Origin of the sequence: Pseudomonas sp. LLC-1 (genome assembly GCF_002992185.1) — a bacterium.
GTDB lineage: Bacteria > Pseudomonadota > Gammaproteobacteria > Pseudomonadales > Pseudomonadaceae > Aquipseudomonas > Aquipseudomonas monteilii.
In genome coordinates this window covers 184,679-208,395 of sequence record NZ_LUVY01000008.1, presented here as the reverse complement: position 1 = coordinate 208,395, position 23,717 = coordinate 184,679, and the positions used below count along the sequence as shown (strand labels likewise).

The window sequence follows — 23,717 nt, the reverse complement described above, 5'->3', positions numbered from 1 at the left end:
TGAAAACGGCTGACCTGCGGGCTACCCCCGTCATCACGTTTTCACACTGTCCAAGTGCCCCTCATCCCACGGGGTAACCCGTTACCACCCTGCCCAACACGCACGCGACAGACTGGATGCTTCCCACACACTGGAGGCCCCATGTCGAGTCAGTCCTACCTCAGCGCTGCCGATAAAGAAAAAATCTTCGCACTCACGCCTGACGATGCCCTCACCATCAGTGAGATTTCCGGGGTGCAAGACCTGGCCACTTCGCTGAACGATCATTTCGATCAGGCATTCGGTCTGGATCCGCTGTTTGCAAAAGCACTCACGGATGAAGCGTTTGAAAGCACCCTCGCTACAGCGTTGAGCAGCGACAGTGCTCGGCAATACCTCAATCAGTTCCTCGGCCGCGACGCTTCCATGCCGGCGACTGCGAGCGATTGTGCACTGCTCTATGAGACCTTGGCGGCACAGCTTGTCGTAGAGACGGGCGCTACCCCCTCCCCTGAACCAAGGCCCGAATCTCACCTCGATGCGCCTTATGCAATTTGCAGCCTTGCCCAGACACTCGACCACCGTAGCCAACTCAAGCGCGCAAACGCCTATGTCGTGGCGACATTGTTGCTACGCGGCAAACGGGTCGGCCCGCCGCCACTGCGCCCATGGCAACCGCTACTTGCAGTTGATGACTACCTTGACCTGCCTGCCCTGGCCGCACATGTATTCAAGCGAGCGCCCAATCAGAGCCTGTTCGAAAGGCTGCTCAATGAAATACAGGCGCCGTTTTACTACCAAGGTTTGCGGTATCGGCCACCCACAGCGCGTGAGCGCAAGGCAGGCAAGCAGCCAAATTCGTATGGACGTATCGCCCTTTCCGGTTCGGCCCTGAACGCCCCGGCAGGACAAGTGCTCGATGCCCTGCTCGGTTCCTTGGCCTTCGACCGCCTGGGAAGGCGCCTGGCGACTGCGGTGCAATGGGATACCTCCCCCGAAAATGCCCCCTTGTACCGCGCCCTGGCGGAGCAAACGCTGATTGATGCACTCTACCCTGCGCCCCAACGCCGCCCAGGCCACATACTGGGTTTCGAACTGTTCAACGAACACAACAAGTACGTATACCTGCGCGAGATTCGCCTCGACCTGATCAATAGCCTGCACGCCCATCTCGGCGGTGCACCCGCCATTGCAGAACTTGCCGCCGAGCTACTGATACGCCGCTTTGCCCCGGAACTGCTCATCGACGATGATCCCGGCGACTATTTCCATGACCACGATCTACGGTGGGCCAACCTGCGCCAAGGTGCCTACCTGCTGCTGGAAAAAAACCAACCCGTAACGTTCTTTGCCGCAGAGCAAGCCACCCAGTGGCCCGAAAAGAACAACCTGGTGTTCGAAACCGCCATGGCCACGACTGTAGCCGAGTGGGCGCAATTGCAAGGGTTTCTCGAAGAGACTCGCCCCTGGCCTGAATCGCAATGCCAGTTGGCGTATGACCACTACCTCAACGCCTGGGACCAGGAAAGCCTGCGTGACCTGCCTGACCGTTTCGCGCTGGCCAAAGAGGCGCTGCACCAAGCGGGTTTTGCCGCCGACGACTACAACGGGGACAAGCAACTGCACCTCAACGCTTATCTGGATCATGGTGCTGGCTACAAGCACAGCACGTTACCCGATGCCACGGCGCTCTACGACCGCGAGTTCCAGGCTTGGTACCAGCGGGCTCAAGCCACTTACGAAGAGGTCATGTACCGCCTGCTACGGCATCTTCCGCAAACGGATCGGGAACGCCTGCAAGACAGCAGCTGGAGCTGTCACTGCGTGACGTGGCCCATGTACATCGGCCCTGTCAAAGGCGCCGTACCCAGCTACGGCGACTCCCCTGAAGCAGACTGGCATGCAGAAACGGGGACGCAGGGCATCCTCGTCTACCTCCCTGGTGATGCCTGCGACTTCCTCTACGAACTGTTCCCCGAACACCTGAAGTGGCGCCGCCACACCCTTGCCACGACATCACGGGAAGCGTGGGCCGAAAGCTTCGACTTCCGGTACCGCGACTACAACGACATCGATATTCCTTGGCTGGCCAGCCCTTGGCCGAAAACCGCACGACTGATCGATGCACCGGCAAATGACCGCTTGCACGCCTTGGCGCGCTGTTACGCCCAAACCGTAGCCCTCGCTAACCGCGATGCGCTTTACAACAGCGGCAAAGGCACCACGCCCCATGAACATTTCCTTGCCGAGCGGCGCAAAGACAGCACGGGACGCTACCTGTTCAAGCTGTTCTCCAACCTCGTGCCCGGGCTGGGCTGCTTCGATGTCCGCACAGGTGCAGAAGCCCTGTCCTGTGGCCTGGACGCACTCGGTACGCTGGGCAGTGCATTCACCTTGGGGGGCCGCGTCATCAAGCCGCTCACCAGGCTTTACGGCTCAGCAGGCCGGCAAACACATCTCATGCGCCTCGGAATGCTGCAAGCTGCCAGGCACTTGAAGGGCAAGCCGTTAGCCAGCACGCTCAATCAATATGGGGCAGCCCCCAAGAACTGGACGGGCACCCTGGGTGCGGACGCCGCTGCGAAGCTTTCCGAAGCGGTTCCACTGCATAAATTGCTGCCCGGCCAGAAACCCGATGTAATCAGCCTTCTACTGAGCGAAGGTGACGATATCACCCGAGCGTGGGACCGGGCTTCCAACCCGTTCGTCTACCCCGTAATCATCGGGCGCGACCCGGACGTTGTCGATGTGATCGTCAACGGTGTCGCGTACCGTCGCGGCACAGGGCAATCTGCCAGCACAGCCCAACGCATGCGACAGGCTCCCCTGCGCTGGTCGCAAGACCCGGCCTTGCAGCCAAGCCCCTACCCCGATGCACCACCACAGGGCATCGCCCTGCACTTGGCGCCCATCGCCAATCAGGCAGGCACCCCGGCATACGGCCAGCACGTGAGCCGGTCATTCGAGAGCGTGCGCATCGAGCCCCAGCCGATCACCTACCGGGCACCTGGCGCGAACAGCGACAGCGTGGCGCAGGTAATGGTACGGGACAATCAGTTGGTGCTGTACACGGAGGAGGTTGTTTCGCAAAAAGGTCATTCTCGCCCTACCGGGCACATGATCCTCAAACCGCTGAGCGATGAGGAGGCCCATGCGATGGGGCTGCTCAACCCTCCCAGCTTTTATAACGAGGGTGTGGTCGGTTACCCGGTTTCCGAACTCTGGTTCGGGCTGCCTGCCGACATGTCGCACGGCGAAGTCGCCCTCTTCACCGGTCACTGCCCTACGGTGCGGCTGGGCAGGCTGACCCGGGGCCTTGCTGACCGGCGCACGCTGCGCGGCGCACGTGTCGAACACCTCGATGGCGACTGGCTGGTTGTCGAAGCCGATACCGGCATCTTCTACGGCACACCCTTTGACTTCGACGCTTGGCTAAGCAGCCAGACAACAGCATTGAAGCAAGGCACGCTGACCCCAACCCGTTACCCAGTCCCGTCAGAACATTCACGCCTGGCCTTCACCCGGGTCACCGACCTGGCTGCAATCGCCCAATACCTCGATGTCAGCGAAACCTACCGCATCGTGGCCTCCAGGCCAAACTTGCAGCAAGACATCGACAACATCGTCGGCCTCCTGCGGGACTGGATAACCTACCAGCGGCGCACAAGCCCACCCGCGACCCCGACTGCATTCAGCCGGGCATTAGACTCGCTGGAAGAGGCACACTACCCCGAGTTTGCACGGAACATCCTGACGTTCCCACGTGCGCAGGATCACCTGGCCGGTTTCACACTGAACGATGTGATCGGGTTGAACAAACACATCATTCCCGACTTCCATCACCTGGGCAGGTTCAGCGACGTTGATCAGTTGCACGTTAACGGTGTGCTCAATCGGCTGTTACCGGCCTCAGGCGTGCGCGCATCCTATACGCCCATGACAATCGCAGAGATGCTCACTGAAACCGGCAAGAGCCGATTGAGGGAACACCTGTCAGGCGCCAACTTCGCCTTCGCCACAGTCACACTCAGAAACGGCGAGCGCCGTGTGTATTTCTCGTTGTCCGGCGGCAAGGCCAGGCAGAGGATCATGATCGAGTCCCCTCCTGGTACCACGCAACCTCACATTGAATACATCGATGCACGCGCACGCATGCATGACTTACTCCCGGACCCACGCTTCACCCATCTGCCCGTCCTGCGTCGGGCCAACTGGCTGACGATCAAGAACCATCGCCGCCACCTGGATTCCGAGCGCCTGATCGCCTCCACGATCAACCAGGACTTGCTCACCCAGAGCAGCGATGTGGCCAGCATCAAGGTTTTCACCCTGATGGACACGTGCCGCTCCTGTGGTGGCTACGTACTGCCTCGCTTGCGCCTCGATTATCCAGATGCCGACTTCAGCGTGAGCTGGTTGCTGCCATACAACAACGGCTGATTGCCTCCGGCTGGGTGACAGCGGCCAAACCTGCCGCAGTCACCCCGCGTGCAAACCTTCATCCACAGAACCCTGTACAAGGCTATGATCAGCCGTTACTCGCTTTACCGCTTCAGGACCCCTCATGCCCAAGCAGCAGTCTTCGTCTCTCGCAATCAGTGCCCAAGTGGTCTCGATTGTGCTCTTCACCTTCATCGGCTACCTCAACATCGGCATCCCGCTGGCCGTGCTGCCCGGCTATGTGCACAACGACCTCGGCTTCAGCGCCGTGGTCGCGGGCCTTGTGATCAGCGTGCAGTACCTCGCCACGCTGCTCAGCCGCCCTACTGCCAGCCGCATCATCGACAACCACGGCAGCAAGAAGGCGGTCATGTATGGCCTTGCAGGCTGCGGGCTTAGCGGGGTGTTCATGCTGGCCTGTGCCTTCCTCACCCACCAGCCCTGGCTGAGCCTGGCCTGCCTGCTGATCGGCCGGCTAGCGCTCGGCAGCGCCGAAAGCCTGGTGGGTGCGGGCGCGATTGGCTGGGGCATCGGCCGGGTGGGCGCTGAAAACACCGCCAAGGTCATCTCCTGGAACGGCATCGCCAGCTACGGCGCACTGGCCGTCGGTGCACCGTTGGGCGTGCTGATGGTCAAGAGCCTGGGGCTGTGGAGCATGGGCCTCGGCATCATCCTGCTGTGCACCTTCGGCCTGCTGCTGGCCTGGCCCAGGCAGGCTGCGCCCATCGTCAGCGGTGTACGCCTGCCGTTTCTGCAAGTGCTGGGCAAGGTGTTCCCGCATGGCTCGGGGCTGGCGCTGGGCTCGATCGGCTTTGGCACCATCGCCACGTTCATCACCTTGTACTACGCCAGCCGTGGCTGGACCAATGCCGCGCTGACCTTGACCCTGTTCGGCGCCAGCTTCATCAGTGCGCGGCTGCTGTTTGGCAACCTGATCAACCGCATTGGCGGGTTCCGGGTCGCGATTGCCTGCCTGTCGGTGGAAACACTGGGGTTGTTGATGCTGTGGCTGGCGCCCAGCGCCGAGTTGGCCTTGGCAGGGGCAGCGCTTAGCGGGTTTGGCTTCTCACTGGTGTTCCCGGCGCTGGGTGTGGAGGCGGTGAATCAGGTGTCGGCGGCCAACCGCGGCGCGGCGGTGGGAGCGTATTCGCTGTTCATTGATTTGTCACTGGGGGTGACCGGGCCACTGGTGGGCGCGGTGGCGGCGGGGTTCGGGTTTGCTTCGATGTTTCTGTTTGCGGCGGGTGCGTCGGCTTGCGGACTGGTGTTGAGCTTGTATCTGCACTGTCAGGTGCGGCAGCATCGAGATCAGGTACAAGAACTCTGACTCTTGCAGTGCCTGCACTGGCCCTATCGCCGGCAAGCCAGCTCCCACAGGATCACCACAATGTTCAGGCCTGTGGTGATCCTGTGGGAGCTGGCTTGCCGGCGATGGGCTGCAAAGCAGCCCCCGAGGCCCTGAAACCTAGCGCTGGGCGTATTGCAACACCACTTCCAGCGGGTGGCGCATCTTGCGCTCGGTCATGCGCTTGACCTGGCTGCGGCACGAGTAACCGGTCGCCAGCGGCTCCCCTTCCTTGTCCAGCTTGGTCGCCCAGCTTTGCTCGAAGATGGTCCGCGAAGTCTCCTGGTTACGCGCCTCGTGGCCGTAGGTCCCCGACATACCGCAGCAACCCGTCGCCTCGGTCACCAGCTTCAGGCCCAGGCGGGCAAACACCTGCTCCCACTGTTTGGTACTGGCCGGCACGTTGGTCTTCTCGGTGCAGTGCGCCATCAGGCGGAAGTTGCCCGGTGCGGTCGGCGCCTGCTCGGGCAGCACGTCCATCAGCCATTCCTGCGGCAACAGCACCTTCGGGCAACCGTCCAGCCCCGGCACTTTCTGGTACTCCTGGCGGTACACCAGGGTCATCGCCGGGTCCAGCCCCACCAGTGGCACGCCGCAGTCGGCCAGGGCCTTGAGCTGGGTAGCGTTACGGATCGCCGCCTTGGCGAACGCACCCAGGAAGCCCTGCACATGCAGCGGCTTGCCGTTGGCACTGTAAGGCGCCAGGAATACCCGGTGGCCCAGGCGGTGGGCCAGGTCGATGAAGGCTGAGAGCAGCGGGGTCTCGAAATAGCGGGTGAAGGCATCCTGCACCAGCACGATGCTGCGCTCGCGCTGGGCCGGGGTCAGTTCACGCAGGGCCGGCACGCTGGCCACGCCGACACGGCAACGGGTCAGCGTGGCCTGGAAGTTGAAGCGGCTGATCAGCGGGCTGTCGACCATGCCAATGTTGTCGGCCAGCAACTTGCTGACCCACTTCGAGCCCATGACCGCGTTGTACAGGCCCGGTGCATGGGCCAGGTACGGGATGGTGAACTCCAGCGAGCCGATCAGGTAGTCACGCAGCGGGCGCTGATAGCGGCCGTGGTACAGCTCGAGGAAGCGCGAACGGAAGTCCGGCACGTTGACCTTGATCGGGCACTGCCCGGCGCACGACTTGCACGCCAGGCAACCGGCCATGGCGTCGTACACTTCGTGGGAGAAGTCTTCCTGCCCCTGGCTGCGCGCGCGGTTGTTGCGCAGGCGTGCCGGCAGGCCCTTGAGCCACGACACCTTGTTACGGGCTGCGGCCAACACGTCGATGTTCGCTTCGCCTTGCAGGCGCAACCACTCGCGCATCAGCGAGGCGCGGCCCTTGGGCGAATGCTGGCGTTCACGGGTGGCCTTCCACGACGGGCACATGGCGTCGTTGGGGTCGTAGTTGTAGCAGGCGCCGTTGCCGTTGCAGTGCACGGCACTGGGGAAGTCCTGCCACACGCGCTCATCGATGGTGCGGTCGAGGTCGCCGCGCAGGGTTACGCCATCGACCGGGGTCAGGCCCTCGGCACTGCCCAGCGGTGTGCAGATCTTGCCGGGGTTGAGCTGGTTGTGTGGGTCGAAGGCACCTTTCAGGCGCTGCAGCGCCGGGTACAGCGCACCGAAGTACTCCGGCACGTATTCCGAACGCAGGCCTTTGCCGTGCTCGCCCCACAGCAGGCCGCCATAGCTTTTGGTCAGCGCGGCCACGGCGTCGGAAATCGGCTTCACCAGCGCGGCCTGGGCCGGGTCCTTCATGTCCAGGGCCGGGCGCACGTGCAGTACACCAGCATCGACGTGGCCGAACATGCCGTAGGCCAGGCCGTAACCGTCCAGCAGGGCGCGGAAGTCGGCGATGTAGTCGGCCAGTTGCTCTGGCGGTACCGCCGTGTCTTCCACGAACGGCTGCGGGCGCACCTCGCCCTCGACGTTACCCAGCAAGCCCACCGAACGCTTGCGCATCACGTAGACGCGGGTCACCGCCTCGGCGCCTTCAGCCAGTGTATGCCCCAGGCGCTCGACACTGGTATCCGCCTGCAAGTGCTCGACGAAGGCTTGCACCCGGGCGTTGACTTCAGCCGGCTCATCGCCGCAGAACTCCACCAGGTTGATACCCAGGGTCGGGCGGTCGGGGTCGGCCGGGAAGTACTCGGCAACGCTGTGCCAGACGATGTCCTTCATCGCCAGCATCAGCACCTTGGAGTCGACGGTCTCGATCGACAGCGGCTTGTGCGCCATCAGCGCATTGGCATCACGCAGGGCATCCATGAAGCTGGTGTAGCGTACGTTCACCAGCACCGCATATTTGGGGATCGGCAGCACGTTGAGCTTGGCTTCCACCACATAGCCCAGCGAACCTTCGGCACCACACAGCACGCTGTTGAGGTTGAAGCGGCCCTGCTCGTCGCGCAGGTGCGCCAGGTCATAGCCGGTCAGGCAGCGGTTCAGCTTGGGGAAGGTGGTTTCGATCAGTTCGGCCTGGGTTTCCTGGATCTCCCGGGCCATGCGGTACACCTCGCCGACCCGGCCGGGCGCGGCACAGGCCTGCTCCAGCGCGGCATCGTCGATTGGCAGACTGTGCAGGCGCTCGCCGCCGAGCAGCACGCTGTGCAGCTCCAGCACATGGTCACGGGTTTTGCCATAGGTGCAGCTGCCTTGGCCACTGGCGTCGGTGTTGATCATGCCACCGACAGTGGCACGGTTGGAGGTGGACAGCTCAGGGGCGAAGAACAGCCCGTGCGGCTTGAGCGCGGCATTGAGCTGGTCCTTGACCGTACCGGCCTGCACCCGCACCCAACGCTCCTCGACGTTGATTTCGAGGATCTTGTTCATATGGCGCGACAGGTCGACGACGATGCCGTCGGTCAACGACTGGCCATTGGTGCCGGTGCCACCGCCGCGCGGGGTCAGCTTGACGTCCTGGAAGCGCGCCTCGCCCATCAGCGTGGCAACCCGCGCCACATCGTCGGCATCCAGCGGGAACACTGCAGCCTGGGGCAAGCGCTGGTAAATCGAGTTGTCGGTGGCCAACACCGTGCGGGTGCCGTAGTCGGCACTGATCTGGCCACGGAAGCCGCTGCTGCGCAGGGCTTCGAGGAATTCGGGGTAGTTGGCGCTCGGTGCAACGGTCGGCAGCTGGGCGATCATCGAAGGATGGCCTCTTGATATTGGCTAATTCACGGGATTCCTGTCGCTCCGGCATGGGTTGATGCATGCAGGGATGACGTATAGGCCAATGTTCCTGTAGTTTCGCTTCAGGGGCAAACGGATAATCCTGCCGCTATCAATGACTTTTATGAATGAATTACCGCCACCTGACACCGTCCATGTCGCTGCTGCTGGCATTCGAGGCCGCCGCCCGGCATGAAAGCTACACCCGCGCCGCCGCCGAACTGTCGCTGACGCAAAGCGCGGTCAGCCGCCAGGTGCAGGCGCTGGAACAGCAACTGGGCCTCACCTTGTTCCGCCGCGAAGGCCGCCAGGTACAGCTGACGGATGTCGGTCGCCTTTACCAGCGCGAGCTCAGCGAGGCGCTGGGGCGCATCCGCAGTGCCACCTTGCAGGCGCTGGCGTATCAGTCGGGGGTCGGCACCTTGCGCCTGGCCACCCTGCCAACGTTCGGCTCGAAATGGCTGCTGCCACGGCTGCACGCGTTCTACAGCGCCCACCCGGGCATGCTGGTGCACATTCATTCACGTATCGAAGCCATCAACTTCGACACCAGCGAAATCGACGCCGCCATCGGCGTGGCCAGCCACGACCTGCCGGGGCTGATCTGCCATCGCCTGCATGCCGAGGAACTGGTAGTGATCCTGCCACCGGAGGCCGGGGCCGACAGCCAGGGCTGGAGCCCCGCACGGATCAGTGAAGAGGTGCTGTTGAATGTGGCCAACAACCCGCATGCCTGGGGCGAATGGTTCTCGCACCATGGCCTGCCGCACCGGGCAATGCGCCTGGGGCCGAGCTTCGAGCTGACCTCGCACCTGATCCAGGCGGTGCGGGCCGGGATTGGTATCGGGCTGGTGCCGCGCATACTGGTGGAGGAAGAACTGGCCAAGGGTGAGCTGTACAGCCCGGGGGTGGCGTTTGCCAGCCAGCGCAGTTACTACCTGATCTACCCACCCAGGAATGAGGCCTTGCCTTCTTTGCGGGCATTCAGGGGTTGGTTGCTGGAGCAGATCTGAGTTTTTGCCTGTGCTGGCCTCTTCGCGGGCGCGCCCGCTCCCACAGGTACAGCGCTGCCCTGAAGCCTGTGGTGACCTTGTGGGAGCGGGCATGCCCGCGAAAGGGCCGGGACAGGCAACAAAAAAACCCGAAGCCAGTCACCCGGCTTCGGGTTTCTACATACTGCCTCGAACAACTTACTTGGCTACGTGACCCGCAGCCCCACCGGCATTCATCCGACGGCGTGGCTTGACCATGTAGACCACAAACATCCCGAACAGCCAAACCGGCATGACGTACACCGAAACCTGAATACCCGGAATCATCAGCATGATACCGAGGATCAGCACCACGAAGGCCAGCACGATGTAGTTGCCGTACGGGTACCACAGCGCCTTGAACAGCGGTTTCTGGCCGGTACGGTCCAGGTGCTGGCGGAACTTCAGGTGCGAATAGCTGATCATCGCCCAGTTGATCACCAGGGTAGCCACCACCAGCGACATCAGCAGCTCCAGGGCATTCTGCGGCATCAGGTAGTTAAGCAGTACGGCCACGAAGGTAACGGCAGCCGACACCAGGATCGAACGCACAGGCACGCCACGCTTGTCGACCTTGGCCAGCGACGCCGGGGCATCGCCCTGCTCGGCCATGCCCAGCAGCATGCGCGCGTTGCAGTAGGTGCCACTGTTGTACACCGACAGCGCGGCTGTCAGGACCACGAAGTTCAGCAAGTGGGCAGCAACGTCACTGCCCAGCAGCGAGAACACTTGCACGAACGGGCTGCTGCCATAGCTGCCACCCGAGGCATCGATGCTGGCGACCAGGTTGTCCCATGGCGTCAACGACAGCAATACCACCAAGGCGCCCACGTAGAAAATCAGGATGCGCCAGATGACCTGGTTGATCGCCTTGGGAATCACGGTCTTCGGCTTGTCGGCTTCAGCAGCAGTGAAACCGAGCATTTCCAGGCCACCGAAGGAGAACATGATGAACGCCAGGGCCATCACCAGCCCGCTGACACCGTTCGGGAAGAAGCCGCCGTGGGACCACAGGTTGGCGATGGTGGCATCCGGCCCGCCGCTGCCGCTGGTGAGCAGGTAGGCACCCAGGCCGATCATGCTGACGATGGCGACGACCTTGATGATGGCAAACCAGAATTCGGCTTCACCGAAGAACTTCACGTTCATCAGGTTGATGGCGTTGATCAGCACGAAGAATGCCGCAGCCGTGACCCAGGTCGGGATCTCCGGCCACCAGTAGTGGACATACTTGCCAACTGCAGAAAGCTCCGACATGCCCACCAGGATGTACAGCACCCAGCAGTTCCAGCCCGACAGGAAGCCGGCGAAGCCGCCCCAGTAGGTGTGGGCGAAGTGGCTGAACGAGCCGGCCACCGGCTCTTCGACAATCATCTCGCCAAGCTGGCGCATGATCATGAAGGCGATGAAGCCGCAGATGGCGTAGCCAAGGATCATCGACGGGCCGGCGGATTTCATCACGCCTGCCGAGCCAAGGAACAGGCCGGTACCAATTGCACCACCCAGGGCGATCAACTGGATATGGCGGTTCTTCAGGCCCCGCTTGAGCTCGCCTGAATGCATGTTTTGTCCACTCATGAACGAAGTCACCTGCATTGTTTTTATCTGTGACGGAATCGGACCCACCGCGCTCGTGGCGCAGCGGAATGGGCAAGGTGGTTACCTTGGGTTTCTTGACCTCAGGTGCCGCCGAAGCGGGTCAACCAGGCGTGATCAAGAGTGCGCGGTACGCAAAAGGGTCACAGGTAAAACGCGGCGCACTGTATACCCCTGCAAGCGCGCAGGCGTCAACGCGTTGCGCTCTTCCATCCGGAAAAAACGCAGCGATCCTGTGGTATGGGCCTTCAAAGGCGGAGTGATCGGCGTACATGGCGCCTCCATTTGTTGTTTTGTCAGCCAGGCTCTGTGGACGGGCTCTTGCACACGGCAATGGCGGCTATAACACCGTGGGGACGGGGGTTTGGGCAAGGGAGGGCAATGTGGAGGTGGCGGGTTTGCCACAGCGGTGACGGCAAGGTTTGTTTACACGATTGGGGTAAATCTGGAATCAGGGCTGAAACCGGCCATTTTTGTACAGATTTCTTTACAAGCCGGTTCAAGAACTTGCCAGTCGTCAGAAAAATTCTTTTTGTTCAATATCTTGGGGCCGCTTTGCGGCCCATCGCCGGCAAGCCAGCTCCCACAGGGACAGCACAATGGCCGCATCAGCCGTAGACCTGTGGGAGCTGGCTTGCCGGCGATGGGCTGCAAAGCAGCCCCAAATTCTCACAGGCATAAAAAAACCAGCCCGAAGGCTGGTTTCTTGATTACCACACTGACTTATCAGCCACGCGGTTTACCGCGACCGCGGCCTGCCGGCTTGTCACCTTCAGGCTTGCTCGGGCGCTTGCGCATTTCGCTCGGGCGCTCGGCCACCGTGCTGCCACGGGTGTTTTTACGCGGGGCCTCTTCACGCGGCTGACGCGCCGGGCGTTCACTGGTCGCGGCACCTTCGTGGGCCGGGCGCAGGTTGCGCACGCGCTCACCACGGCCCAGCGGGCGGGTCGATTTGCGCTGCAGGCGCTCCATCTTGTCCTTGGCCTTGAGCTTCATGGCAGGCAGCGCAACCGGCTGCAGGCCCACTTCGGCGGCCAGGATGTCGATTTCGCCCTGGGTCATTTCACGCCAGCGGCCCATCGGCAGGTCGGAGTTGAGGAACACTGGGCCGAAACGCACGCGCTTCAGGCGGCTGACCACCATGCCCTGGGATTCCCACAGGCGACGTACCTCACGGTTACGGCCTTCCATCACCACACAGTGGTACCAATGGTTGAAGCCTTCGCCACCCGGTGCCTTCTGGATGTCGGTGAACTTGGCCGGGCCGTCTTCCAGCATCACGCCGGCTTTCAGGCGCTCGATCATTTCGTCATCGACTTCACCGCGCACACGTACCGCGTACTCACGGTCCATCTCGTAGGACGGGTGCATCAGGCGGTTGGCCAGTTCACCGTCGGTGGTGAACAGCAGCAGGCCAGTGGTGTTGATGTCGAGGCGGCCGATGTTGATCCAGCGGCCTTCTTTTGGCCGTGGCAGGCGATCGAACACGGTCGGGCGGCCTTCCGGGTCGTCACGGGTGCAGATTTCGCCATCGGGCTTGTTATACATGATCACCCGGCGAGTAGCCTCGGCGGCCTCCTCACGCTTGATCAGCTTGCCGTCTACGGCAATGGCGTCGTGCAGGTCGACGCGCTGGCCAAGGGTGGCCTCGACGCCGTTGACCTTGATGCGGCCCTGGCTGATCCAGGCTTCGACGTCACGGCGCGAACCCACGCCAATGCGTGCCAGCACTTTTTGCAGCTTTTCGCCGGATGGCGGGGTGATTTCGGTATCTTGCAGGTCTTGCTCACTCATCTGGGCACCTCCCGGTGTAGGAATGAAAACAGGTTTTTTGGCGACGAGCGCGCCAAAAGGCCGCGCATCATACGCGGTTTGGCGGGGGAACGCACTGGAGGGTAGAGGGTTTTGTGGGCTTTGGCTGGGGTTTCTGCCTAATGGTGGTGTATGGGCAACAGCAGATCAGGGCTGTAACTTGCCCTCCTCTTCCACCGAGGCCTCAGGCTCTTCCTCGCGCAAATCATCAAAGTCGGTCTTCAGCCCTTCTTCCATGGCATCCAGCTCCACCAGCAAGCTACGGAAGCTGGTTTCCTCCTTCGGCTCAACACCCTCTTCTTCCTCCCCAAGGCTGGCATCTGCCAACGCCTGCAGGTGCGCCGGCACTGGCGCATCGTCCGGGTCGAGCACCGGCTCCGGCTCCATCTCGCGCAGCTCGGCCAAGGCCGGCAGCTCATCCAGGCTCTTGAGGTTGAAGTGGTCAAGAAACGCCTTGGTGGTGGCAAACATCGCCGGCCGCCCGGGTACTTCGCGGTAGCCCACCACGCGAATCCACTCGCGCTCCATCATGGTCTTGATGATGTTGCTGTTCACCGCCACGCCCCGCACGTCCTCGATCTCGCCACGGGTGATGGGCTGACGGTAGGCAATAAGCGCCAGGGTTTCGAGCAGCGCACGTGAATAGCGTTGCGGGCGCTCTTCCCACAGGCGCCCGACCCAGGGCGCATAGTCCTCGCGGATTTGCAGGCGGTAGCCGCTGGCCACTTCCTTGAGCTCGAACGCTCGGCCACTGCACGACTTGCCCAGCACGTCCAGGGCCTGCTTGAACACCTTGGGTTCTGGGCGCTCGGCCTCTTCGAACAGCTCGTACAGGCGCTCCAGGGACTGCGGTTTGCCCGACGCCAGCAAGAAAGCTTCGATCAGCGACGCCAGGTCGCGGGGGTCATTCAGGTTCATCAGGTTCTTCAACAAGCGCCGGGCGGAGCCGCACGTGAATGGCGGCGAAAGGTTCATTCTGCACCAGTTCGATCAGCGATTCCTTCACCAGCTCAAGAATCGCCATGAAGGTGACCACCACGCCCAGCTTGCCCTCTTCGGCGGCAAACAACTCGACAAACGGCACGAAAGCACCGCCTTTGAGGCGCTCCAGCACCTGGCTCATGCGCTCGCGGGTAGACAGCGTTTCACGGGTGATCTGGTGGCTTTCGAACAGGTCGTTGCGGCGCATCACCTCGGCCATGGACACCAGCAACTCTTCCAGGCTGACTTGCGGCAACAGCTTGCGCACCTTGGCCTGCGGCGCCTCAAGGCGTGGCACCACCACATCGCGGCCTACCCGTGGCAATTCATCGATGCCTTCGGCGGCGGCCTTGAAACGTTCGTACTCCTGCAGGCGGCGGATCAGTTCGGCACGCGGGTCGCCCTCCTCTTCCTCGACATCGGCCGAACGCGGCAGCAGCATGCGCGACTTGATCTCGGCAAGCATGGCGGCCATCACCAGGTACTCGGCGGCCAGTTCAAGGCGCACGCTCTTCATCAGCTCCACGTAGCCCATGTACTGGCGGGTGATTTCCGCCACCGGGATGTCGAGAATGTCGATGTTCTGCTTGCGGATCAGGTACAGCAACAGGTCCAACGGGCCTTCGAAGGCTTCGAGGATGACTTCCAGTGCGTCCGGCGGAATGTACAGGTCCAGCGGCAGCTCGGTCAGGGCTTCGCCGTAGACCAGGGCCAACTGCAACTGCCGAGGCGCTTCGGCCTGCTCGGCCGGTGCCTCGGGCATTTCCACCTGGCTCACGCGTTGACCAGGAACGGCGTGGGGTCGCCACAGCCTTCGCGGATCAGCTCAGGCTCATCGCCGGACAGGTCGATGATGGTAGAGGCCTTGAGGTCGCCGAAGCCGCCATCGATCACCAGGTCGACGTGATGCTCCAGGCGCTCACGGATTTCGTACGGGTCGGTCATCGGCTCGGTGTCGCCCGGCAGGATCAGGCTCACGCTCATCAACGGCTCGCCCAGCTCGGCCAGCAAGGCCAGGGTGATGGCATGGGCCGGCACCCGCAGCCCGATGGTGCGGCGTTTATCGTGCAACAGCAGGCGCGGCACTTCACGCGTGCCGTTGAGGATGAACGTGTAAGGCCCAGGCACATGCGCCTTGAGCAGGCGGAAGGTGCCGGTGTCGACCTTGGCGTACAACCCCAGTTGCGACATGTCGCAGCACATCAGGGTGAAGTTGTGCGTCTTGTCCAGCCCACGCAGGCGCCGCACCCGTTCGATGGCCGCCTTGTCACCCATCTGGCAACCCAGCGCATAGGCCGAGTCGGTCGGATACACCACCACACCACCCTTGCGGATGATCTCGACGGCCTGTTTTATCAGGCGCGCCTGTGGGTTCTCCGGATGAATCTGGAAAAATTGGCTCACGTAGTCGTCCTGTTCATAGCGCCAAAGGCTGTTCATGGCTGAATCGACGCCACAGAGGTGGCAAGTCCTCGGGCAAAGGCCGATAGGCACCGATCTCGCCCCAGGTGCCGGGGCCGTGGAAGTCACTGCCAGCGCTTGCCAGCAGGCCGAACTCACGGGTAAGGATGGACATGGTGCCCACCTGCTCGGCCGGCATCATTCCGTTGACCACCTCAAGTGCCTGCCCGCCTGCCTGAATATAGTCGGCAATCAGCCGTCTGCGCTTGCTGCGGGTCAGATCGTAATGCATGGGGTGCGCCAGGCTCACCCACGCTTTGGACTGGCGCAGGGTGGCGACAGTTTCGTCGAGGGTCGGCCAGTGCTGCTTGACGTCGCCCAGCTTGCCGGCGCCCAGCCACTTGCGAAACGCTTCGCCACGGTCCTTGACGTGCCCGGCGCGCACCAGGTACTCGGCAAAATGCGGGCGCGCCGGGGCGTTGCCGCTGTCGCCCAGCTCGTGCTGCACGGCACGGGCGCCTTCGAGGGTGCCAGGCATGCCCTTGGCGGCCAGCCGTTTGTCGATTTCTTCGGCGCGCAGCCAGCGGCCACGGTGCAGCGCTTCGATTGCCGCCAGCAAAGGCGGTGCGTCGAGCGGGAAGTCATAACCCAGCACATGGATGGTCGCACCACCCCAGGTGCACGACAGCTCGACGCCGCTAACCCAGCGCATGCCCCGCTCGATGCAGGCCTGGCGTGCTTCGGGCAGGCCTTCGATGGTGTCATGGTCGGTCAGTGCCAGCGTTTGCACCCCGTGCTCATGGGCCCGGGCAACCAGTACCGAGGGCGACAGGGCGCCGTCGGAGGCCGTGCTGTGACAGTGCAGATCAACATTCATGGAGGAGCGCTTTCGCTGGAATCGATGTTTGTTATTATGCCGTCACATCCCGATTCTGGCTGCCATTGTGAAACAATTCATCGATTTCATCCCGCTGCTGCTGTTCTTCATCGTCTACAAGCTGGACCCGCGCCCCCTGGAAGTCGCCGGCCACAGCTTCGAATTCGGCGGCATCTACAGCGCCACGGCCATGCTGATCATCAGCTCGCTGGTGGTGTATGGCGCGCTGTTCCTGCGCCAGCGCAAGCTTGAAAAGGGCCAGTGGCTGACCCTGGTGGCCTGCCTGGTGTTCGGCGGCCTGACCCTGACGTTCCACAGCGAAACCTTCCTGAAGTGGAAGGCGCCGGTGGTGAACTGGCTGTTCGCCCTGGGTTTTGCCGGCAGCCACTTCATCGGCGACCGGGTGCTGATCAAGCGCATCATGGGCCACGCGCTGACCCTGCCCGATGCCATCTGGGCGCGCCTGAACGTGGCCTGGATCGCCTTTTTCCTGTTCTGCGGCGCGGCCAACCTGTTCGTCGCCTTCACCTTCCAGGACTTCTGGGTGGACTTCAAGGTGTTCGGCAGCCTGGGCATGACCGTGATCTTCCTGGTGGCGCAAGGCGTGTACCTGTCGCGCCACCTGCACGACGACCCTTCTACCTCCAAACCCAAGGATTGACATGCTCTACGCCATCATCGCCAGCGACGTCGCAAGCTCCCTGGAAAAGCGCCTGGCCGCCCGCCCGGCGCATATCGAACGCCTGCAGCAGCTCAAGGCCGAAGGCCGCGTGGTACTGGCCGGCCCGCACCCGGCCATCGACAGCAACGACCCGGGCGAGGCGGGTTTCACCGGTAGCCTGATCGTTGCCGAGTTCGAAACCCTGGCGGCGGCGCAGGCTTGGGCCGATGCCGATCCGTACATTGCTGCGGGCGTTTACGACAAAGTCGTGGTCAAGCCATTCAAGCAAGTACTGCCGTGATCTGAGACCGCGTCGCGTTCCTCGCGGGCTTGTTCGCAAAGAACGCGACACGGTAGAGGCAGTTACACAGTTGCCATCAGTCTGCGGTATCTTTGCCACTGGCGGACCGAATAGCCGCCGTCATTGGTTGAATTGAGTGAGTCATGAGCGAGCTGTTACTGATTGATGATGACCAGGAGCTGTGCGAGCTGCTCGGCAGCTGGCTGACCCAGGAAGGGTTCACCGTACGTGCCTGCCACGATGGCCAGAGCGCACGCCAGGCCCTGGCCGAACACGCCCCGGCTGCTGTCGTGCTGGACGTGATGCTGCCCGATGGCAGCGGCCTGGAACTGCTCAAGCAGTTGCGCAGCGAACATACCGAACTGCCGGTATTGATGCTCTCCGCCCGTGGCGAGCCGCTGGACCGCATCCTTGGCCTCGAACTGGGTGCCGACGACTACCTGGCCAAACCCTGCGACCCACGTGAACTCACCGCCCGCCTGCGCGCCGTACTGCGCCGCAGCCACCCCACCGCCACCACCAGCCAAGTGGAGCTGGGCGACCTGGTGTACAGCCCTGCCCGTGGCGTGGCCAGTATCGATGGCCGCGAAATGACCCTGACCCTGTCCGAAAGCCGCATTCTCGAAGCGCTGCTGCGCCAGCCCGGCGAGCCGCTGGACAAGCAGGAACTGGCGCAAATCGGCCTGGGCCGCAAGCTGACCCTGTACGACCGCAGCCTGGACATGCATGTCAGCAACCTGCGCAAGAAGATTGGCCCCCACGCCGATGGCCGGCCACGCATCGTGGCGTTGCGCAGCCGTGGCTATTACTACTGCCTCTGAGCATCTTTACCGAGCCTTTACCATCCCCTGACTGCGCTTGACGGTGATCTCCCTAGACTGTGCTCATCCGGTAACCACCGGCCTATGAAAGGAGAGACACCATGCGCAAGACCCTTATCGCCCTGATGTTCGCCGCCGCCCTGCCGACCGTGGCCATGGCCATGCCTGACGGCGGCCCGCGTCACGACGGCCCGCATCATCGCGGTGATGCGCCTTTCCATCAGCTGGACCTGAGCCGCGACCAACGCCAACAGATCGGCAAGCTGATGGGCGAGCAGATGCAACAGCGCCGCGACATCACCGAGCGCTACCTGTCCAAGCTGCCGGCCGCCGACCAGAAAGCCATGAAGGACGAGCTGAAAGCCAGCCGCGACAAGACCGACAGCGCCGTGCGCAACCTGCTCAAGCCTGAGCAGCAGAAGAAGTTCGACGAACTGCAAAAGGAACGCGCCGCCAAGAAAGCCGAGTGGCAGGAGTTCCAGGCCTGGAAAGCTGAAAAAGGCACCAAGGCTCAGTAAGCTGTTTGCCCAATGCCCGGCCCGCATCACTGCGGGCCGGGCTTTTCCCGTTTAGGAGGTGCACTTGCGTTCACTGTTCTGGCGCATCCTGGCCAGTTTCTGGCTGGCCATTACCCTGGTCGCAGGCCTGTCGATCCTGTTGGGCCACATGCTCAACCAGGACGCCTGGATCCTCAGCCGTCACCCGGGCCTGAATACCTTGGCCAGCAAGTGGGCCAGGCATTACGAGCAGGAAGGCCTGGATTCGGCACAGCACTTCCTGGAACGGCGCAAAGACCGCTACAAGATCGACGTGCAAGTGCTCGACGACAGTGGCGAAGCCGTGGTGCCCGGCACCTTCCCGCGCCGTGCTGCGGCCTTCGAAGCGCGCCAGCACAATGACCAGCGGCGCCTGCCGTGGCGCAGGCTGACCGAGGAATACACCAGCCCCGACACCGGCGAAACCTACCTGCTGATCTACCGCATTCCCCACCCGGCACTGGATGCCTGGCACCGCGAAAGCCTGATGTGGCCGCTCAGTGCACTGGGCATCGCCCTGGTTGTGCTGACGTTGTTCAGCCTGCTGGTGACCCTGTCCATTACCCGCCCGCTCAGCCGCCTGCGCAGCGCGGTGCATGACCTGGGGCAGACCACCTACCAGCAGAACAGCCTGGCGCGGCTGGCAGCGCGGCGCGACGAGTTCGGTGTGCTGGCCAAGGACTTCAACAAGATGGGCGCGCGCCTGCAAAGCACCATCGGCAGCCAGCGCCAGTTGCTGCGCGATGTGTCCCACGAGTTGCGCTCCCCATTGGCCCGGCTGCGAATTGCCCTGGCGCTGGCCGAGCGCGCCGGGCCCGAGCAGCGGGAAACCCTGTGGCCACGCCTGACCCGCGAGTGCGACCGCCTGGAAGACCTGATCAGCGAAATTCTGGCCCTGGCCCGGGTGGATGCCGAGCAGGCTCATGCCGAACCGGTCGACCTCAACGCCCTGCTGGGCAGCGTGCGCAAGGATGCCTTGCTCAGCGCGCCCGACCAGGATGTGCGCCTTGAAGCGCAGCCTGGGTTGACCTTGCAAGGTTGGCCGACGCTGATCGAGCGGGCCGTGGACAACCTGCTGCGCAACGCCTTGCGCTTCAATCCGCTCGGGCAGCCGGTAGAAGTGAGTGCATTGCGTGAGCAGGACCGCATAGTGATAAGCGTGCGTGACCATGGACCGGGGGCGGCAGCAGAGCATCTGGTGCAACTGGGGGAACCGTTCTTCCGTGCACCGGGGCAGGAGGCGCCGGGGCATGGGCTGGGACTGGCGATTGCGCGCAAGGCGGCGGAGCGCCATGGCGGGAGCCTGGTGCTGGACAATCATCCACAGGGTGGGTTTGTGGCCAGGCTGGAGTTGCCTGTGGCTGAGGCTGCTGGCAGTTGAGGTGATATAAAGGCATCCGGCCTCTTCGCGGGCACGCCCGTTCCCACAGGTACCGTGCGATGCCTGAGACTTGCACCGTACCTGTGGGAGCGGGCGTGCCCGCGAAGAGGCCAGTGGCCTTGGATACAACAATCAGCCCAAGGCTGCGTTACTCACCCCAGGCACTGACAAAATCAGCAGTTTTCAGCACCGGCGCTGTACGCAGCTCGGTCAGCGGCGTGCCGACATACAGGTACCCGATCAACTCCTCGTTCTCGGCCAACCCCAACCCCTTGTGCACATGGGCATCAAACGCCATGTCCCCGGTACGCCACACCGCGCCGATACCCTGCGCATGCGCGGCAATCAGAATGCCATGCGCCGCACAGCCCGCCGCCAGGCGCTGTTCAGACTTCGGCACCTTGAAGTGATCCTGCAGCTTGGCCACCACCACAATCAGCAGCGGCGCCCGCAACGGCATGGCGCGGGCCTTGTCCAGCGCTGCCTGGCTGGCATCGCCCTTGTTCTGCACGGCTTCGGCAAACAGCTCGCCCAGCTTCTCGCGGCCCTGGCCTTCGATGGTCAGAAAGCGCCATGGGCGCAGCTGACCATGATCCGGGGCGCGCAAGGCGGCCTGGAACAGCGCCTCGCGCTGGGCAGCGTTCGGCGCCGGGTCGGTCAGGCGTGGCACGGAAACACGGTTGAGCAATGCGTCGAGAGCCTCCATCGGCTACCCTCCTGGCAGTTGAATGTGCGGCCATTCTAGCGTTTACATCACCAGACCCATAGGTAGAATGGCGCCCTTCCGAATCGAGTCAGAGCAGATCACATGGCGTTGCCGACCTTAAGGATCATTGGTTTCATCATCGGCATCTTCCTGATTACCCTCGCCGTCAGCATGGCCGTGCCCATGGCGACCCTGGTAGTTTTCGAACGCACCGGTGACATGCCGTCGTTCCTCTGGTCGAGCCTGATCACCTTCATCGCCGGGCTGGCCCTGGTGGTGCAGGGGCGCCCCGAGCATGTGCACCTGCGCCCTCGCGACATGTACCTGCTGACGGTCAGCAGCTGGCTGGTGGTGTGCGTGTTCGCCGCCCTGCCGTTCCTGCTGACCCAGCACATCAGCTATACCGACGCCTTCTTCGAAAGCATGTCGGGCATCACCGCCACCGGCGCCACCGTGCTCAGCGGGCTCGACAGCATGTCGCCGGGCATTCTCATGTGGCGCTCGATGCTGCACTGGCTCGGCGGTATCGGCTTCATCGCCATGGCGGTGGCGATCCTGCCGTTGCTGCGCATCGGTGGCATGCGCCTGTTCCAGACCGAATCGTCCGACCGCTCGGAAAAGGTCATGCCGCGCTCGCACATGGTCGCCAAGTCGATCGTGGGGGTGTACGTCGGTTTCTCGATCCTTGGCTCGCTGGCCTTCTGGTGGGCAGGCATGAGCCCGTTCGATGCGATCAACCACGCCATGTCGGCGATCTCTACCGGCGGTTTCTCCACCTCTGACCAGTCGCTGGCAAAATGGGACATCCCGGCCGTGCATTGGGTGGCGGTGGTGGTGATGATCATGGGCAGCCTGCCGTTCACCCTGTATGTGGCCACCCTGCGCGGCAACCGCAAGGCGCTGATCCGCGACCAGCAGGTGCAGGGCTTGCTGGGCATGCTGGTTGTTACCTGGATAGTGCTGGGCACCTGGTACTGGTACAGCACTAACCTGCACTGGCTCGACGCCCTGCGCCACGTGGCACTCAACGTGACCTCGGTGGTCACCACCACCGGCTTCGCCCTGGGCGACTACAGCCTGTGGGGCAACTTCTCGCTGATGCTGTTCTTTTACCTGGGTTTCGTGGGCGGCTGCTCCGGCTCGACGGCGGGCGGTATCAAGATTTTCCGTTTCCAGGTGGCCTACATCCTGCTCAAGGCCAGCCTTAACCAGCTGATCCACCCGCGCGCGGTGATCAAGCAGAAATACAACGGCCACCGCCTCGATGAAGACATCGTGCGTTCGATCCTGACGTTTTCGTTCTTCTTCGCCATCACCATCTGCGTCATGGCCCTGCTGCTGTCGTTGCTGGGCGTGGACTGGATGACCGCGTTGACCGGTGCCGCCGGTACGGTTTCGGGCGTGGGCCCGGGGCTGGGCGAAGTGATCGGCCCGTCGGGCAACTACGCCACGCTGCCAGACGCGGCCAAGTGGATTCTGGCGGCCGGCATGCTGCTCGGCCGACTGGAAATCATTACGGTGCTGGTGCTGTGTATGCCGGCGTTCTGGCGTCACTGACCGCTTCGGCCTCCGCGCCCATACGGGCACGGTACTCACTCGGCGTGGCATCGAACCAGCGGCGGAATGCCCGGTAGAAGTTGCTGGGGTCGGCAAAGCCCAGCAGGTACGCGGCCTCCAGCAGGGTCATGCCCGGCTGGGCCAGGTACTGCTCGGCCAGTTCGCGGCGGGTGTCGTCAAGCAAGGCCTGGAAGCTGGTGCCCTCCTCCTGCAGCCGCCGCTGCAAGGTACGCTGCGACAGGTGCAGGGCCTGCGCCAGGGTCTCGCGCTTGGGCTCGCCCTGCGGCAGGATGCGGCACAGCACCTGGCGCACGCGGTGGGTAACCCGGCTTTCGGAAAAACGGGCCAGATACTCCCCGGCAAAACGGTCATGCAACACTGCCATGGCTTCGTTGGCAGTGGGCAGCGGCGCCTCCATGTCGGCCCGTTCGAACACCAGCGCATCGTGCGGCGCACCGAACACCAGCGGCGAATGAAACGCCACCTTGTACGGTTCGATATTCTTCGGCTGAGGCCCCTGCACCAGCACCCGCCTCGGCTGCACCGGGCGACCGCTGAGCCATTTGCTCAGTGCCAGCGCGCAAGCCAGCGAGGCCTCGGCGCTGTGCCGCGTGGGCGGCAGGTGGTCGCCGTGTACGGTCAGGATCAGGGAATAACCTTCAGGGCCAAGCACGAAGCTCAGGTCCGAGCTTTCGGCGATGATGCGCTGGTAACGTACCAGGCGCTCGAAGCCTTCGGCCAGCGTGCGGCTGGACATCAACGCATAGCCCACCACATGGAACGACGCCGGGCGTACCACCCGCGCCATGTTCAAGCCAATGGCCTCATTACCCGACAGCTCCACCGCCAGCTGCCAGAGCCGGGTCATGGAGTCTTGCGGGAAGCGGGCGTCAGGGTCGTCGAGGGCCGCGAAGTCCAGCCCCAGCTGCTTGAACATGGCCTGGCAGTCCAGCCCTTCCAGTTCGAGTGCCTTCACAATCCCTGATGCCCAACTGGCTGACGTGGTTCTTTCGCTCATGACAGGCTTCTTTCTACCGACCGCTCCTGCGGTGAACCCCAAGGATACTCAATTGGCGCCTATTGTCACTGGTAGGCCCCGCCAATCACTCTAGACTCGAATCAGGCTC

General features: G+C 63.0%; 18 protein-coding genes. 9 read left to right on the top strand and 9 right to left on the bottom strand.

What is annotated here, in order from left to right; genetic code table 11:
• Positions 1–141 precede the first annotated feature (141 nt).
• Together A0O30_RS07445 and A0O30_RS07440 are read left to right on the top strand one after the other, a co-directional pair.
• Positions 142–4,419 (top strand): deaminase domain-containing protein, encoded by a 4,278-nt coding sequence (locus A0O30_RS07445; protein ID WP_105946051.1) that lies wholly within the window; start codon positions 142–144, stop codon positions 4,417–4,419.
• A gap of 124 nt (positions 4,420–4,543) precedes the next feature.
• Positions 4,544–5,746, top strand: coding sequence for an MFS transporter (locus A0O30_RS07440; protein ID WP_105946050.1), 1,203 nt, complete (start codon positions 4,544–4,546; stop codon positions 5,744–5,746).
• Positions 5,747–5,884: 138 nt separating this feature from the next.
• Here A0O30_RS07440 and A0O30_RS07435 read toward each other — a convergent pair whose 3' ends face one another.
• The gene (locus tag A0O30_RS07435) at positions 5,885–8,905 is read right to left on the bottom strand and encodes an FAD-binding and (Fe-S)-binding domain-containing protein (protein ID WP_105946049.1); all 3,021 of its coding nucleotides are present in this window, start codon (positions 8,903–8,905) and stop codon (positions 5,885–5,887) included.
• A gap of 152 nt (positions 8,906–9,057) precedes the next feature.
• Between A0O30_RS07435 and A0O30_RS07430 the strand changes: the two genes are divergently transcribed.
• The gene (locus tag A0O30_RS07430; protein WP_105946048.1) at positions 9,058–9,942 is read left to right on the top strand and encodes a LysR substrate-binding domain-containing protein; all 885 of its coding nucleotides are present in this window, start codon (positions 9,058–9,060) and stop codon (positions 9,940–9,942) included.
• A gap of 177 nt (positions 9,943–10,119) precedes the next feature.
• Here the strand turns inward: A0O30_RS07430 and A0O30_RS07425 are convergent, their stop codons facing one another.
• The 6 genes from A0O30_RS07425 to A0O30_RS07400 form a co-directional block, all read right to left on the bottom strand.
• On the bottom strand, positions 10,120–11,538 hold the full coding sequence (locus A0O30_RS07425) for an amino acid permease (protein WP_177410260.1): 1,419 nt from the start codon (positions 11,536–11,538) through the stop codon (positions 10,120–10,122).
• 744 nt (positions 11,539–12,282) lie between these two features.
• A complete protein-coding gene (gene rluB / locus A0O30_RS07420; RefSeq protein WP_104834192.1) occupies positions 12,283–13,350 on the bottom strand; it encodes a 23S rRNA pseudouridine(2605) synthase RluB in 1,068 nt (355 codons plus the stop codon).
• A gap of 165 nt (positions 13,351–13,515) precedes the next feature.
• A complete protein-coding gene (scpB, locus tag A0O30_RS07415; protein ID WP_105946046.1) occupies positions 13,516–14,286 on the bottom strand; it encodes an SMC-Scp complex subunit ScpB in 771 nt (256 codons plus the stop codon).
• Complete coding sequence (locus A0O30_RS07410; RefSeq protein ID WP_161751096.1) at positions 14,273–14,998, bottom strand: ScpA family protein; 726 nt, start codon at positions 14,996–14,998, stop codon at positions 14,273–14,275. Before A0O30_RS07410 ends, scpB begins: the two co-directional genes overlap by 14 nt.
• 125 nt (positions 14,999–15,123) lie before the next feature.
• Positions 15,124–15,753 (bottom strand): L-threonylcarbamoyladenylate synthase, encoded by a 630-nt coding sequence (locus tag A0O30_RS07405; RefSeq protein ID WP_086976460.1) that lies wholly within the window; start codon positions 15,751–15,753, stop codon positions 15,124–15,126.
• Between the two features lie 13 nt (positions 15,754–15,766).
• Positions 15,767–16,627, bottom strand: coding sequence for a PHP domain-containing protein (locus A0O30_RS07400; RefSeq protein ID WP_105946044.1), 861 nt, complete (start codon positions 16,625–16,627; stop codon positions 15,767–15,769).
• Positions 16,628–16,694: 67 nt separating this feature from the next.
• Between A0O30_RS07400 and A0O30_RS07395 the strand changes: the two genes are divergently transcribed.
• From A0O30_RS07395 to A0O30_RS07375, 5 genes are all read left to right on the top strand, one after another.
• A complete protein-coding gene (locus A0O30_RS07395) occupies positions 16,695–17,288 on the top strand; it encodes a septation protein A (protein WP_016711865.1) in 594 nt (197 codons plus the stop codon).
• A 1-nt stretch (position 17,289) separates the two neighbouring features.
• Positions 17,290–17,589, top strand: a complete 300-nt coding sequence (locus A0O30_RS07390; protein ID WP_105946043.1) for a YciI family protein — start codon at positions 17,290–17,292, stop codon at positions 17,587–17,589.
• A gap of 143 nt (positions 17,590–17,732) precedes the next feature.
• Complete coding sequence (locus tag A0O30_RS07385; RefSeq protein WP_060497458.1) at positions 17,733–18,410, top strand: response regulator transcription factor; 678 nt, start codon at positions 17,733–17,735, stop codon at positions 18,408–18,410.
• Positions 18,411–18,511: 101 nt separating this feature from the next.
• Positions 18,512–18,928, top strand: coding sequence for a Spy/CpxP family protein refolding chaperone (locus A0O30_RS07380; RefSeq protein ID WP_019099114.1), 417 nt, complete (start codon positions 18,512–18,514; stop codon positions 18,926–18,928).
• 58 nt (positions 18,929–18,986) lie between these two features.
• The gene (locus A0O30_RS07375; protein ID WP_105946042.1) at positions 18,987–20,327 is read left to right on the top strand and encodes a HAMP domain-containing sensor histidine kinase; all 1,341 of its coding nucleotides are present in this window, start codon (positions 18,987–18,989) and stop codon (positions 20,325–20,327) included.
• Between the two features lie 148 nt (positions 20,328–20,475).
• On the opposite strand, the gene A0O30_RS07370 is transcribed toward A0O30_RS07375, so the two are convergent.
• On the bottom strand, positions 20,476–21,033 hold the full coding sequence (locus A0O30_RS07370) for an NAD(P)H nitroreductase (RefSeq protein ID WP_105946041.1): 558 nt from the start codon (positions 21,031–21,033) through the stop codon (positions 20,476–20,478).
• 102 nt (positions 21,034–21,135) lie between these two features.
• On the opposite strand from A0O30_RS07370, the gene A0O30_RS07365 reads away from it, so the two are divergent.
• Positions 21,136–22,590 (top strand): TrkH family potassium uptake protein, encoded by a 1,455-nt coding sequence (locus A0O30_RS07365; protein WP_105946040.1) that lies wholly within the window; start codon positions 21,136–21,138, stop codon positions 22,588–22,590.
• Here A0O30_RS07365 and A0O30_RS07360 read toward each other — a convergent pair.
• Entirely contained in the window at positions 22,547–23,608 is a 1,062-nt protein-coding gene (locus A0O30_RS07360) for an AraC family transcriptional regulator (protein ID WP_105946039.1), read from the bottom strand. The genes A0O30_RS07365 and A0O30_RS07360 overlap by 44 nt on opposite strands.
• Between the last annotated feature and the right edge of the window lie 109 nt (positions 23,609–23,717).

Coding starts and splice junctions, on each gene's coding strand:
- A0O30_RS07445 (WP_105946051.1), top strand. CDS start 142: ATGTCGAGTCAGTCCTACCTCAGCGCTGCCGATAAAGAAAAAATCTTC.
- A0O30_RS07440 (WP_105946050.1), top strand. CDS start 4,544: ATGCCCAAGCAGCAGTCTTCGTCTCTCGCAATCAGTGCCCAAGTGGTC.
- A0O30_RS07435 (WP_105946049.1), bottom strand. CDS start 8,905: ATGATCGCCCAGCTGCCGACCGTTGCACCGAGCGCCAACTACCCCGAA.
- A0O30_RS07430 (WP_105946048.1), top strand. CDS start 9,058: ATGAATTACCGCCACCTGACACCGTCCATGTCGCTGCTGCTGGCATTC.
- A0O30_RS07425 (WP_177410260.1), bottom strand. CDS start 11,538: ATGAGTGGACAAAACATGCATTCAGGCGAGCTCAAGCGGGGCCTGAAG.
- rluB (WP_104834192.1), bottom strand. CDS start 13,350: ATGAGTGAGCAAGACCTGCAAGATACCGAAATCACCCCGCCATCCGGC.
- scpB (WP_105946046.1), bottom strand. CDS start 14,286: ATGAACCTGAATGACCCCCGCGACCTGGCGTCGCTGATCGAAGCTTTC.
- A0O30_RS07400 (WP_105946044.1), bottom strand. CDS start 16,627: ATGAATGTTGATCTGCACTGTCACAGCACGGCCTCCGACGGCGCCCTG.
- A0O30_RS07390 (WP_105946043.1), top strand. CDS start 17,290: ATGCTCTACGCCATCATCGCCAGCGACGTCGCAAGCTCCCTGGAAAAG.
- A0O30_RS07385 (WP_060497458.1), top strand. CDS start 17,733: ATGAGCGAGCTGTTACTGATTGATGATGACCAGGAGCTGTGCGAGCTG.
- A0O30_RS07380 (WP_019099114.1), top strand. CDS start 18,512: ATGCGCAAGACCCTTATCGCCCTGATGTTCGCCGCCGCCCTGCCGACC.
- A0O30_RS07370 (WP_105946041.1), bottom strand. CDS start 21,033: ATGGAGGCTCTCGACGCATTGCTCAACCGTGTTTCCGTGCCACGCCTG.
- A0O30_RS07365 (WP_105946040.1), top strand. CDS start 21,136: ATGGCGTTGCCGACCTTAAGGATCATTGGTTTCATCATCGGCATCTTC.
- A0O30_RS07360 (WP_105946039.1), bottom strand. CDS start 23,608: ATGAGCGAAAGAACCACGTCAGCCAGTTGGGCATCAGGGATTGTGAAG.